The organism is Streptomyces sp. SID8374 (assembly GCF_009865135.1).
Lineage (GTDB): Bacteria > Actinomycetota > Actinomycetes > Streptomycetales > Streptomycetaceae > Streptomyces.
On record NZ_WWGH01000001.1, the window covers coordinates 2979102 to 2992041 of the forward strand.

9 protein-coding genes are annotated in these 12940 nt (G+C 72.9%); 2 read left to right on the forward strand and 7 right to left on the reverse strand.

Translation table 11 applies throughout. The features are described 5' to 3' along the window. Positions 1-4: 4 nt before the first annotated feature. The gene (locus tag GTY67_RS13050) at positions 5-1198 is read right to left on the reverse strand and encodes a cytochrome P450 (RefSeq protein WP_161278769.1); all 1194 of its coding nucleotides are present in this window, start codon (positions 1196-1198) and stop codon (positions 5-7) included. 196 nt (positions 1199-1394) lie between these two features. Between GTY67_RS13050 and GTY67_RS13055 the strand changes: the two genes are divergently transcribed. Together GTY67_RS13055 and GTY67_RS13060 are read left to right on the forward strand one after the other, a co-directional pair. Continuing rightward, positions 1395-2657 (forward strand): MFS transporter, encoded by a 1263-nt coding sequence (locus GTY67_RS13055; protein ID WP_093691970.1) that lies wholly within the window; start codon positions 1395-1397, stop codon positions 2655-2657. An 84-nt stretch (positions 2658-2741) separates the two neighbouring features. Further along, positions 2742-3683, forward strand: coding sequence for a thioesterase (locus GTY67_RS13060; RefSeq protein ID WP_161278771.1), 942 nt, complete (start codon positions 2742-2744; stop codon positions 3681-3683). Positions 3684-3782: 99 nt separating this feature from the next. On the opposite strand, the gene GTY67_RS13065 is transcribed toward GTY67_RS13060, so the two are convergent. From GTY67_RS13065 to GTY67_RS13090, 6 genes are all read right to left on the reverse strand, one after another. Further along, positions 3783-7694, reverse strand: a complete 3912-nt coding sequence (locus GTY67_RS13065; RefSeq protein WP_161278773.1) for a non-ribosomal peptide synthetase — start codon at positions 7692-7694, stop codon at positions 3783-3785. A gap of 85 nt (positions 7695-7779) precedes the next feature. After that, positions 7780-8883: a zinc-binding dehydrogenase gene (locus GTY67_RS13070; protein WP_202461422.1), complete on the reverse strand. Its 1104-nt coding sequence runs from the start codon at positions 8881-8883 to the stop codon at positions 7780-7782. Beyond that, a complete protein-coding gene (locus tag GTY67_RS13075; RefSeq protein ID WP_093691976.1) occupies positions 8880-9692 on the reverse strand; it encodes a phytanoyl-CoA dioxygenase family protein in 813 nt (270 codons plus the stop codon). Before GTY67_RS13075 ends, GTY67_RS13070 begins: the two co-directional genes overlap by 4 nt. 28 nt (positions 9693-9720) lie before the next feature. Beyond that, on the reverse strand, positions 9721-10548 hold the full coding sequence (locus GTY67_RS13080) for a putative 2OG-Fe(II) oxygenase (RefSeq protein WP_093691978.1): 828 nt from the start codon (positions 10546-10548) through the stop codon (positions 9721-9723). Beyond that, entirely contained in the window at positions 10541-10762 is a 222-nt protein-coding gene (locus GTY67_RS13085; protein ID WP_093691980.1) for an MbtH family NRPS accessory protein, read from the reverse strand. The genes GTY67_RS13080 and GTY67_RS13085 overlap by 8 nt, the downstream gene beginning before the upstream one ends. Then, a complete protein-coding gene (locus tag GTY67_RS13090; protein ID WP_161278775.1) occupies positions 10755-12857 on the reverse strand; it encodes a SidA/IucD/PvdA family monooxygenase in 2103 nt (700 codons plus the stop codon). Before GTY67_RS13090 ends, GTY67_RS13085 begins: the two co-directional genes overlap by 8 nt. Between the last annotated feature and the right edge of the window lie 83 nt (positions 12858-12940).

Sequence of the window (12940 nt, forward strand, 5' to 3'; positions counted from 1 at the left end):
GTGGTCAGCTCGGACGGAACGTGAGCGGCAGCGAGGTGAGGCCGCCGAGGATGTACGAGCCGATCCGCTGCGGCTCCCCGCTGACCTCGATCTCGGCGGGCAGGTGGGCCAGTTCGTCGAGGAGCACCCGGATGGTGAGCCGCGCCAGATTGGCGCCGATGCAGAAGTGGCCTCCGCCGCCGAAGGAGACGTGGTGGTTGGAGGTGCGGTCGAGGAGGAAGCTGTCGGCCCGGTCGAAGACCTTCTCGTCCCGGTTGAGCGAGGGCAGCCAGACGGTCACCGCGTCCCCCGCCCTGATCCGCACCCCTTCGAGCACGGTGTCGTGCTGGGCGGTCCGCAGGATGTGGGTGACCGGGGCGGTCCAGCGCAGGAACTCCTCGGCGGCGGGCTTCAGCCGGAGGTCGCCGTCGCGCAGACCGCGCCACTGTCCCGGGCTCTCCAGCAGCGCCAGCATCCCGGCGCCGACGGCCTGCCGTGTGGTCTCGTTGGCCGCGACGATGACGTTGTCGCAGGTCAGGATCACCTCGTCATCGGTGATGTCCAGGCCTTCGGCCTGCGCGGAGGTGAGGGCGGAGACCAGGTCACGGCCCGGGTTGCGGCGCTTCTCCTCGATGATCGAGGAATAGTGCCGCAGAATCTCGAAGTGCGCTTCCTGCGCGTCGATCCCGTCGATGTCGGTGGAATTCTCGGCGGCGTCCGTGGTGACCTTCGCCAGCATTTCCACATCGTCCATCGAAATGCTCAACAGCTCGGCGGAGACGGCCAGCGGAATACGGGCGGCTATGTCCTTGACGAAGTCGCACCGCCCGGCTTCGACCACCCCGTGCAGGGCTTCGCGCACGACTTTGCGGGTGCGCTCCTCCATCCGGGATACCGCCCGTACGGTGAAGAGGCCCATGATCGCCTTGCGCAGCCGGTCATGGCGGGGCGGGTCGCTCAGCGCCATCATCTTCCCGGCGCCGGGATAGGGGTCCTTGAAGTTGGGGCGGAGGAAAATGCCCTTGGTCGAGGTGAAACGCTCCCAGTCGGTGAGGACTTCGAGCCCGGCCGCATGCGTGGTGACGGCCCAGTACCCGCCGTGCTCACCGTATTCGTGCCAGGAGACGGGGGATTCCCGCCGGAGCGTCCGCCATACGGCGTGCGGGTCTCCCCGGGAGTAGAGAAGGGGGTCGGTGAGCGCGGGAAGAGTCTGCAGCACAGTGGGCCCTCGAATTCGCAAGGTCGGTGTTCCGTCTGCCTCCGACGAGAGAATATCCAGCGTTCGATGAAGCCATCTGTGCAGTCGAACGCCCCTGCGGCGCCCGCGGGGTGTCCGGTAAGTTTTCCGGGACCCTGCCGTACCCGGTCCGCCGAATACCTCCCGCGGCCGGCTCTCCGTACCGAAATGGTGAACGATGGCCACTCAATTACTGGACCGTCTGCCCGGTCTGCTGCGGCAGGCCACGTTCCGCCGGTTCTGGGCTGCCCAGACGGTCTCGTTCCTCGGGGACCAGGTCAGCACGATCGCCATCCCGCTGACCGCGGTGCTCGCACTCGACGCGTCCGCGGCCCAGATGGGTTTCCTCGGCGCGCTGGCCTCGCTGCCCAACCTGATCTTCTCGCTGCACGCGGGCGGGCTGGTCGACCGGTACGGGCAGCTCAAGCGGATGATGATCCTCTGCGACGTGGGGCGCGCCCTCATCCTGCTCACCGTGCCCGTCGCCTACCTGCTGGGCACGCTGACCCTCACCCACCTGTGGATCGTCGCCTTCGCCACGGGCTCCCTGGCGATGCTGTTCAACATCTCCAGCTACAGCCTCTTCGCCGCCATCGTGGACCGGAAGGACTACGTCCAGGGCACCTCGCTGACCCGCGGCAGCTTCTCCTTCTCCTGGGTGGCGGGGCCCGGCTTCGGCGGGGCCCTCGTCCAGGCGCTGTCGGCACCGGTGGCGCTCCTGGTCGACGTGGTCACCTTCCTGGGGTCGGCGGTACTGCTGCGCGGGGTCGACGCGGACGAGCCGGAACCGGCGAAGAAGCGGTCGAAGTCCCATATCCGGGACGGGCTGCGGTTCGTCTCCACCAACGCCGTGCTGCGCGCCAAGTTCCTCTCCGGCGGCGCCCTCAACCTCTTCTACTCGATCTACTTCACCCTCTTCCTGCTGTTCATCGCCAAGGACCTGAAGCTCTCCCCCGCGATGATCGGGGTGGCCCTCGGGCTCGGCGCGGTGGGCGCTCTGCTCGGGTCGTTCGTCACCGGCTGGTTCAGCCGGCGCATCGGCCTGGGCCTGACGTTCATCCTCGGCACGCTGCTCTTCCCCGGGGCGCTGGCCCTGGTGCCGTTCGCCTCGGAGGACAAGTGGGTGGCCTTCGGCCTGGTGGTGGCGGCCGAGTTCTTCTCCGGCCTGGGCCTGATGCTCTGCGACATCACCGGTGCCTCCCTCCAGCAGGCGCTGACCCCGGACGCGTACCGCTCCCGGGTGCAGGGCGCCAACCTGGGCCTGATCAACGGTGTGCGGACGGCCGGCGCGCTCATCGCCGGCGGCCTCGGCACCTGGCTGGGGCTGCGGCCCGCGCTCTGGCTCGCCGTCATCGGGGGCGCGCTGAGCGTCCTGCCGCTGCTGTTCGCCCCGGTCGCCCGGATGCGGACGCTGCCGGAGGAGGCGAAGGTCGACGTCTGAAGCCGCCCGTGGCCCTGAGACCCCCGCCCTCGTGGAGCCGGAGGGAGAAACCCCTGGAGCCAGAAGAAGAACGGAGACCCTGCCATGTCCTTCCTTGCCGACCAAGTGATCGGTGAAGCCCGGCGCCGCCAGGTGCGGCTCTGGGTCGATCCGGCGGGCAGCCTCCAGCACGCGGGGCCCGCCGAGGTGCTGGACGCCCGCTTCCTGATGCTGCTGCGCACCCAGGCGAAGCCGATCGCCGCCCGCCTGGGCCAGGAGCCCGCCGGCCGGTGGTTCAAGCGCCTCGCCGGGGACGACACCGGCACCCTGCTGTATCTGATCCCCGCCGCGGGCGCCGGGCCCGGCGCCTACCGCTCCTGGTCCGAGGCCGCCCCGGCGGGGCTGCGGGTGGAGGCCGTGCTCACCCCGGGCCGCGAAGAGCGGTTCAACGAGGCGCCGTTCACCGATGTGGCGGCGCTCGCCGACCGGATCGCCGAGCAGATCCTCGCCCACACCGACCGGCCGTTCGCCGTGTTCGGGCACAGCACCGGGGCCCTGGTGGCCCGCGAGGTCACCCGGCGGCTGGCCGCCTCCACCTCCCGGCAGCGGGCCCTGTTCGTGGCGGGGGCGCTCCCGCCGCACCTGGTGGGCGAGGAGGCGGCGGCCGGGGACGAGGAGCTGCTGTCGTACCTGGCCGCCTGGCAGGGCACCCCGGCCGAGCTGATGGCCGATCCGGAGTTCCTGCGGGCCTTCCTGCCGACGCTCCGGGCCGACCTGAAGGTGTTCCACTCGTCCCGCAGGACCGAGGCCGCCGGGGAGCAGGTGGCGGTGGACCTGGTCGCGCTCGGCGGGCTCCAGGACGACACGGCCCCCGTCGGCCACTGCGAGGCCTGGCGGCGCTGGGCCGGCGGCCGGTTCGCCGTGCACATGGTGCCGGGCGGCCACTTCTTCCCGGTCGCCGCCGCGGCCGAGGTGACGGGGCTGATCGCCGGTGAACTGGCGGCGGCCGGTGCGCCGGAGGGCACGGAGCCGGTGGTACGCCGCTGAGCTCGGCGTCCACGACAGGGCCCGCCCACTCCGGGGCCCTCCCACGAAGAGGCCGGGGGCCACGGCGGTTCGCCGTGGCCCCCGGCCTTTGCGCACCGGTTACGCGGTCCCGTCCGCCCCCGCCCGCAGGAAGCCCACCAGCCCCTCGGCCAGGCTCCGGGCCGTACCGGGGTCGAAGATGTCCGTGGCGTACTCCAGCGTGCCCGCCATCCCGGCCGGTTCACCGCCGGGGCCGAACCGCTCCACCACCTTGAAGCAGAGGTCGAACTTGGCCACGCCCAGCTCCACCTCCTCGAACCGCCCCGACAGCCCGGCCAGCCGCGGCGGTTCGCTCTCCTCGACCTGGAAGGCCAGCATGGTCTGGGCGAGCGGGTGGTGGCTGAACGAGCGGACCGGGTTGACCAGTTCGACCAGGTGCTCGAAGGGCAGGTCCTGGTGGGCGAAGGCCCCGAGGTCCGCCTCCCGCACCCGGTCCAGCAGCTCCGCGAAGTCCGGTCCGCCCGAGGCGTCCACGCGCAGCACCAGCGTCCGTACGAAGAAGCCGACCAGCTCGTCCAGGGCCGGATCGCCCCGGTCGGAGACGGCCGCCGCGACCACGATGTCCTCCCCCGCGCCCCGCTCGGCCAGCAGCGCGGCCAGGGCGGCGTGCACCACCGTGAAGGTCGTGGTCCGGCTCCGCTGCGCGTAGGCGCGTACGGCCCGGTGGAGCGGGATGTCCACGGTGATCGGGACGGCGCCGCCCGCGCCCGTGCGGACCGGGGGCCGTTCGCGGTCCAGGGGCAGCGGGATGGCGGCGGGCAGACCGGCGAGGTGCTTCTCCCAGTAGCGCCGCTGCCCGGCGAGCAGCCCCGCCGCGGATGCGGGCCCGCCCCCCTCGAACAGGTCGCGCTGCCAGGCGGCGAAGTCGGCGTACTGCACCGGCAGTTCGGCCCACTCGGGTGCCCGCCCCCCGGTGCGGGCGCCGTAGGCGGTGGCCAGGTCGCGCAGGAACGGGCGGAGCGAGGCGCCGTCGCAGGCGATGTGGTGCAGGACGACCAGCAGCAGATGGTCCTCCGGAGCCAGCCGGAACAGGGTGGCCCGCACCGGCAGGTCGGCGGCGAGGTCGAAGGGGACCCGGGCGGCCTCCCGCACCGCCGCGTCCAGGGCCCGCGGCTCCACGGCGACCTCGTCGAGGCGGGGCCGGGCGGCCTCCCCGTCCAGGACCCGCTGGCGCACCTGCCCGTCCACCGCGTCCAGCACCGTGCGCAGCACCTGGTGGCGTCCGGCCACGTCCGCCAGGGCCTCGCGCAGTGCGGCGGGGTCCGGGCGGCCGGTCAGCCGCAGGGCGTACGGCTCGTTGTACTGCGGCCCCGCACCCTCCAGCTGGTCCAGGACCCACAGGCTCTGCTGGGCGAAGGAGGCGGGCGCGTCCCCGGGGGCGGTGCGCGGGGTGACGGGCGGGCGGGCCGGCTCCACCCGGGTGAGCAGGGCGGCCAGTTCGGCGACGGACGGGTTGCTCAGCACCTCCCCCAGGCTCAGCTCGGCCTGGAACTCCTTGCGTACGCGCACCGTGAGGTCGGCGGCGAGGAGGGAGTGGCCGCCGATGTCGTAGAGGTTGTCGTGGACGCCGACCGCGGGCAGGCCCAGCACCTCGGCGAAGATCCGGGCGAGCCGCTCCTCCTCGCCGGTGCGCGGCCGGTCCTGCTCACCGGGCCCGGCGAACACCGGCTCGGGCAGCGCGGCCCGGTCCACCTTGCCGTTGGAGTTGAGCGGGAGGACGGGGACCACGGTGAAGGAGGCCGGAACCATCGCGGGCGGCAGGGTGCGGCGCAGCTCCGCGCGGACGGCGGTCCCCAGTGCGGCGGGGTCCGCGTCCGGGGCGGGCACCAGATAGGCGTCGATACGCCGGGCGGCCGCGTCCCCCGCGGTGACCAGGACCGTGTCGCGGACGCCGGGGGCCTGCCGCACCGCCGCCTCGATCTCGCCGAGTTCGACGCGTACACCCCGGATCTTGACCTGGTGGTCGGTGCGGCCCAGATAGACGACGGCCCCGTCGGGGCGGCGGCGCACCAGGTCGCCGGTGCGGTACATCCGGGAGCCGGGCGGGCCCCACGGGCAGGGCAGGAACCGGTCGGCGGTCAGGTCCGGGCGGCCCGCATAGCCCCGGGCGAGGCAGACCCCGGAGACGTACAGCTCCCCCGCCACCCCCGTGGGGACCAGCCGCAGCGCCTCGTCCAGCACGTACAGCGAGGTGTTCCAGACCGGCAGCCCGACCGGCGGGGCGGCGGCGGGCCAGGAGGCCACATCGGCGGGGGCGGCCCAGGAGGTGACGGCGTGCGTCTCGGTCGGCCCGTAGTGGTTGTGCAGCCGGCGGCCGGGGCGCAGCCGGAAGAACTCCCGTACGGCGTCGCTCAGTACGAGCGCCTCACCGGCCTGGGCGACCTGGGCGAGGGCGGGCAGGGTGAGGCCCTGTTCCAGGGCGGCGCGGCAGACCAGCTCGATCACCACGTTGGGGGCGAACAGGTCGGTGACCCCGTGCTCCTGGAGCCAGGGCGCCAGGTCCTGCGGGCTGCGGCGCACGTCCTCGGGGACGATGGCGAGCGCCGCACCGGAGAGCAGGGCCGCCAGCATCTCCTGCACGGAGATGTCGAAGCTGACGGAGGTGAACTGGACGGTCACCCGGCCCGGTCCGCCGGGCAGTTCGTCCAGGTGCCAGGCCATCAGGTTGGCCAGCGCCTCCCGGGTCATCACCACGCCCTTGGGGCGGCCGGTGGAGCCGGAGGTGTACAGCAGGTAGGCGGGGGTCGCACCGGTGACGGGGGCGGAGAGATCGGCGGCGGACAGGCCGTGCGCCGCGTGCCCGGCGCAGGCCGAGAGCTCCTGGTCGACGATCAGCGGCGGCGCCTTGGCGTTCTCGGCGAGCCGGGCGCCTGCGGCGTCGGTGACCACGACGGCGGGCCGGGCGTCCTCGAGCATCATCGTGACGCGGGCGGGCGGGAGTTCGGTGTCGACGGGCATATAGGTGGCGCCGCTCTTCAGCACCGCGAGGAAGGCGATCACCGACTCCGCCGAGCGCGGCAGCACGACGGCGACGGCCCGCTCGGCGCCCGCGCCCGCCGCGAGCAGCGCCCGCGCGAGCCGGTTGGCGCGGGCGTCGACCTCGGCGTACGTCAGCCGGCGCGGGCCGTCCACGACGGCCACCTCACCGCCGCTCAGCCGTACCCGCTCCTCGAACCAGCGCTCCACCCCGCCCTCCGGCACGGCCCCGGCGAACCCCTCGCCGATCAGCCCGGACGCCTCGCCCGGCAGCAGGCAGTCGACGGTGTCGAGGCGGGCTCCGGGCTCCCGCACCAGCCGGGCCAGGACCCGGGCGAGGCGGTCGCAGAGCCGCTGGGCGTCGTGGTGGCCGAGCACGGCCGGGGAGTGGGTGAGCCGCAGCCGCGCCGGTCCGGCGCCCCCCGGGGCCGTACCCAGCGAGAACCAGAGCGCCCCGCCGTGGCCGGGCGGCGGGGTCCCGTCCGGGGCGACCCCGACCTGGAAGAGGGGCAGGCCCGGGGTGGCGCGGTCGGCGTTGACGGCGGCGGCCAGCTCCTCGTGGGGCACCCCGTCCTGGCCTGCGGCGGCCCGCTCCTGGGCGGCGGTGGCCGCCAGCAGGGAGTGGAAGGTGTCCGCCGTGGAGGTGGCGACGCGCAGCACCCGGACGCCGGCCCGGGTGCCGGTCCCGGCGCTCCCCAGCGGGAGGTCGGTGCCGCACCGCAGGAGGGTGAGCAGCCCGGCGGCACCGGCCAGCAGCGCCGTGCCGGGGGTGGTGCCCGCCGCCTCGGCCAGGGCGCTCAGGCCCTCGGCGACGCGGGCGTCCAGCGGGGTCCGGACCGTGACCGTCCGCGCCGCCCCGGGGCCCTCGGCCCGGCGCAGGCCCGGCAGGTCGGTCCGCTCCGGCAGGCCGGCCAGGGCCTCCCGCCAGTCGGGCGGTGGAGCGTCCCGGGCCGGCAGCGGGGCCGGGGAGGGGGGCAGGGTGGGCTGGATCGCCATGGAATCGTTCCCTCGTTCCGGGCCGCGGCACCGCGCCGCGGCCATGGGTGGGCTGCGTTGGGGTGGGGTCCGGCGGGGCGCCGGTTCAGCTGACGAGTACGGCCTTCATGACGGCCCCGGCGGCGACGTCCGCCAGCGCCCGGGCGTTCTCCTCCAGCGGGTAGGTGGTCACCAGCCGCGCCAGGTCGAACCGGGCCACCAGGGCGGGCAGCAGGCCGACGTACTGCACCAGGTGCGCCCCGGTGAAGGCCCAGGAGCCGACGACGTCCAGCTGCCGGTGGACGATCCGGTGCGGGTTGATCGTCGTGTCACCGCTGTCGGTGTACTGGCCGACCACCAGGTACGAGCCGCCGCGCCGGGCGAGGCGCAGCCCCTGGTCGATGGCGGCGGGCACCCCGGTCGCCTCGATGACCAGGTCCGCGCCGCGGCCTCCGGTCAGGGCGAGGACCTCGGCGAGTACGGCGTCGGGGTCGTCCGCGCCGACGATGTCGAGGTGGTGGTCGGCGATGCCGCTCTCCGCCGCGGCGCGCAGCCGCTGCTCCGGTCCGCCGACGAGGATCACCCGTGCGGCGCCGGAGAGCTGGGCGAGGGCGGCGGCGGCCAGTCCGACCGGGCCGCTGCCCTGGACCACGACGCTCTCGCCGACCCGGACGGGACGGCGCTCGTACAGGGCGTGGACCATGGTGGGTCCGGCGCAGGCGAAGGCCATCGCGGCGACGGGGTCGACCCCGTCGGGGACCTTGACCACCGTCGTACCGGCGCGCAGGCAGATGTACTCCCCCCAGGAGCCCGAGAGGCCCGGCTCCTGGTCCGTGGGGCGGTTGACCCCGTAGGTGCGGCGGTTCTCGCAGAGCGTGGGCTCGCGGTGGATGCGGCAGGGTACGCAGGCGCCGCAGGCGATGGACGAGGCCCACATGACCTGGTCGCCGACTTCGAGCGGGGTGCCGTTGACGTCGGTGGCCGCCCGGGGGTCCAGTTCGTGGACCGTGCCGAGCCCCTCATGACCGAGGACCAGCGGGGTGGGCACCTCCAGGTGGCCCTGGGCCAGGTGGAGATCGGTGCCGCAGACCCCGCCGTACCGGGATGCCACGACCATCCCGCCCTCGGGCGCGGCGGGGACGGGCAGCTTCCACAGCTCCAGGGGCCGGCCGAACTCCGTCAGGACGACCGCGCGCGCCTCGCCGCTCACACCAGCACCTCCATCGTCGTGGCGGTCTCCTGGCCGGACATCTCCAGGGGGGCGGTGTCCCGCCCGACCACGTACGCGGGCCGGGGCTCGCCCAGCGGCACGGGCACATTGGTGACGTCGTTGTACGTCACGATGAGCAGCCGGCGCGGGAAGGGGGCCATGTTGGAGGCGGAGCCGTGCACGATCTCGGGGTCGAAGAGGACCACGGAGCCGGCCGGGCCCTTGGCGCTGACCAGGCCGTGCCGGTCGACCAGGGCGGTCATGTCGGTGGCGGTGAGGGAGATGTCCTCGGGGTCGACGTGCTGGTCGGAGGCGGCGGAAGCGGCGGTGCGGCCCTTCTTGACCAGCCCGTCGCGGTGGGAGCCGGGGCAGAAGATGACCGGCCCGTTGAACTCGGTGACGTCGTCGAGGAAGACGCCGACGTTCACCAGCCGGGGCGCCGCCAGGTTGTCGGCCATCTGCCAGGCCGCGAAGTCCTGGTGCCAGGACCAGCCGGCCCCGGCGAAGGGCGCCTTGGAGTTGATCTTGAACTGGTAGATGTACGCCTCGCTGTCGAGGAGCTGGCGCACCGGTCCGAGCACCCGCGGGGAGCGGATCAGGCCGGCGAACTCGCTCTGGCGTACATGGGAGGCGTAGACGGCCCGGACGTCCTCGCCGTCCTGCTCCAGGACCCGGTGCTCGCCCGGTATCCGGGAGTCGCGCCGGAACGCCTCCTGGAAGGCCACCGCCTCCTCGGGGCTGAACAGCTGGTCGAGTATCAGATAGCCGTGGGTCCGGAAGTGCCGCACCTGCTCTTGGCTGAGCTGCATGTCATCACTCTGCTCATCGGTAGAAGGGTCAGGACCAGATCTGGAGCGGGCCGCGGCCGGTCACTCCCAGGAAGAAGGAGAGGCTGACCCGCCGCCCCTCGCCGCCGATCGCGTTGACGGCGTGGAGGTTGCGGGAGTCGAAGATCACGACGTCACCGGTCTGCGGACTCGCGACCGCGACCGGCTCGTCCTCGACGACCTTCTCGTCGTACCCGTAACCGTCGCGGTGGATCTCGTCGGCGGGCCGCCAGCGGCGCCGGTACACCCGGGTCTCGCCGCCCTCCTCGGGCATGGAGAGGTACCAGTTCAGGGTGAGGAAGCTGGCCGGGGTCTCGTCCACGATGCCGGGGAACTCCCGGACGATCTCGTCGAAGTGGAGCTTGGCCCCGTTGGCGATCTCGCGGATCATGCCCGCGAACATCTCGCGCCCCCGCGACCTGGCGGGCTCCACCTCACCGCCCCAGCCCCGGGCGACCCGGGCCACGGCCACGTCCATCGGGTCGTTGCCGCCGTACAGCTTGCTCCGCAGCCGCCGGGCCTCGTCGGCGTCCTCCCAGTAGGCGTCGGTCAGCGTGTGGGCGCCGTAGTAGTCGTACGCGGCCGGGCCGATCTTGGCGATCGGCGGGAAGATCAGGTTCTGGTCGTACTCCCCGAACTCCCGCCGGTCCAGGCCCTCCATGATGGCCGCGCACTCCTCGGGCGTGGAGAAGCCCCGGATGCGTACGGCCCCCAGGACGCCGACCGCCAGCCGCAGGATGTGGTCGCGGGTCAGCTCGTCGGCCGTCTCGGAGTCGAACAGGGTGAAGATCGGCGAGTCGTTGGAGCTGATGTCCTGGTCAACCACCGTCTCAGGCATGCTGCTGCTCCTCCATGAACGTCCGCAGGCTGAGCGGCCGCATATCGGTCCACAGCTCCTCGATCCGCTCCAGGCACGCCTCCCGGGAGCCGGGCTCTCCCACCGGGTCCCAGCCCAGGGGCAGTTCACGGTCGGCACGCCAGAGCGAATACTGCTCCTCGTGGTTGCGGACCACGAGGTAGCGCTCCTGTGCGGTCCGGGTGGTGTCACTCATGAACGCCTCCTATGGCGAGGGGGGAGAGCGGACGGCCGGCGAGGTCCCGCGGGTCGTCCTCGGTGATCAGGCTGAGCCCCACGACGTACTCGATGAAGTCCCGCTCGCCGCGCTCGGTGGCGCGGGCCAGCGCGACGGCTGCGTGGCGGCGGTCGGTCTCGTCGCGGTCCTGGGAGAGCTTGAACCGCCCGACCAGCTCCTCGACCTCGAACTCGAACCCGACGATGGAGCCGATGATGCGGTCGATGCGCGGGTCGTCGGCGGCGAGGCGGTTGTCGGGCTGGGAGCGCTCGGCGATCCCGATGAGCCCGCGCACCAGGGCGTCCTGGTCCCGGACCGCGCGGACCCGGCCGCGGACGTGGACGGACATGGAGTTCCAGGTGGGCAGCGGGTCGCTCTCGAAGACACCCGGCGGCATATAGGCGTTGGGGCCGTGGAAGACGGCGAGCATGTGCCGCCCGTCGATCAGCTCCGCGTGCTCGTTGCCCCGGTCCAGATGGCCGAAGAGCACCCCGTTGGCGCCGCGCGAGCGGTCCAGGATCAGCGGCAGATGGGTGGCGAACGGCTCGTCGCCGGAGCGCGCGGAGATGAGGGTGGCGAACCGGAAGCGCTCCATGAGCCCGTAGAGCTTCTCCCGGTCGTGCTCCAGGTACCACTTGGGCGGGTAGACCGCCGAGGGGACCGGGCCGTGCGGCGAGGTGGAGACCACACCACTGCCGTACGGGGACATCACCGGGCACCCGCCGACGCCCGCGGCCGGCACCCGGTCGGCGATGTCCTCCACGATCTCCTGGGAGCGGAAGGGCAGCAGCGACAGCAGGGTGTCGCCGAGGCCGAACTGCGCCTCGCCGAAGCCCTGGAGATACAGCCCGGCCCGCAACTCGGGGGACGTACGGGCCCGGTAGTGACGCGAGAGGGCGACGCCAGCGGCGCCTTCGCTGTCGCCGGGGGTGAGGTGGGGCAGCACATCGCCGAAGACGGCCGGGTCCAGCGACCGGTCGTAGCCGGTGGCCAGCACCACACCGTCGCAGCGCAGAGACTCCTCGGGCCCTTCGTCCAGGCGCGGTTGGAGGGTGACGGCCAGCGCCTCCCCGTCCTCGCGCACCTCGGAGAGGCGGGAGAAGGAGTGGATGTGCAGCCGCTTGCGGCCCTTGACCTGGTCCAGGTAGTCGGTGTTGAAGAGCCGCTCCAACAGATCCTCGCGGACCACACCGTAGTTGGCCGCCCGCAGCCGGCCCGAGACGGCGGCACGCTGCTCCGGCCTCATCCGGTAGAAGGCGTCGGCGTTGCCGGAGTAGAACTGCTCGTTGACGAAAGGGCTGTTGTCGGTCGGCAGGAGGGTGTAGCCGGGGACGACGACGTGCACCTCGGCCCGGTCGTAGTGGTCGAGGAGGTACTCGCTGATCTCGCCCGCGCTCTGCCCGCCGCCCACCACGACGAAGCGGTACGCCCCGTCGTGGTCCTTGAACTGGCCGGGGAAGCGGGTGAGGAACTCGCTGGAGTGCACGACCGAGGGCACCTCGGCCACCCCGGCCGTACGGGTGGGCGGGCGCCCGCCGCCCGCGTGCACCACGTTGCGGGCGTAGTGGACGCTGCGCCGCCCCGTGGCGACGTCCTCGGTCTCGACCCGGAAGAGCGACAGGTCGCCCCCGTCCGGGCCCTGCACCGGGGTCACCCGGTCGACCTGGCTGCCGAAGCGGACCTGGTCGGCGAAGTCCTGGGCCACCCACTTCAGGTAGTCGTCGTACTCGATCCGGGTCGGCCGGGACTCGTTGAGGTTCACGAACCGCTCCAGCCGGCCCTTGGCCTTGGTGTACCGGAGGAACGAGTAGGGGCTGGACGGATCGCGCAGCGACACCAGGTCCTTGAGGAACGAGATCTGCATCCGGGCGCCGTCGATGAGCATCCCCGGGTGCCACGCCACGGTGTCCTGGCGCTCGACGAACAGGCAGGACAGCGGCAGCTTCTGTTCCCGCGCGCACACGGCGAGAGCAAGGTTGGAGGGCCCGAATCCGATGCCCAGGAGATCGTAGGGGCGTTCTGTGGTCGTGCCCACCGGATCGTCGTCGGGGTGGGTCGCGTGCGCGTTTCTCACAAGTACTCCTCGTAGAACACTTCGCTCTTACGCAGGGCCATATCCCGATAATGCCCGTACCGGTCGTCCACCGTGATCGACTG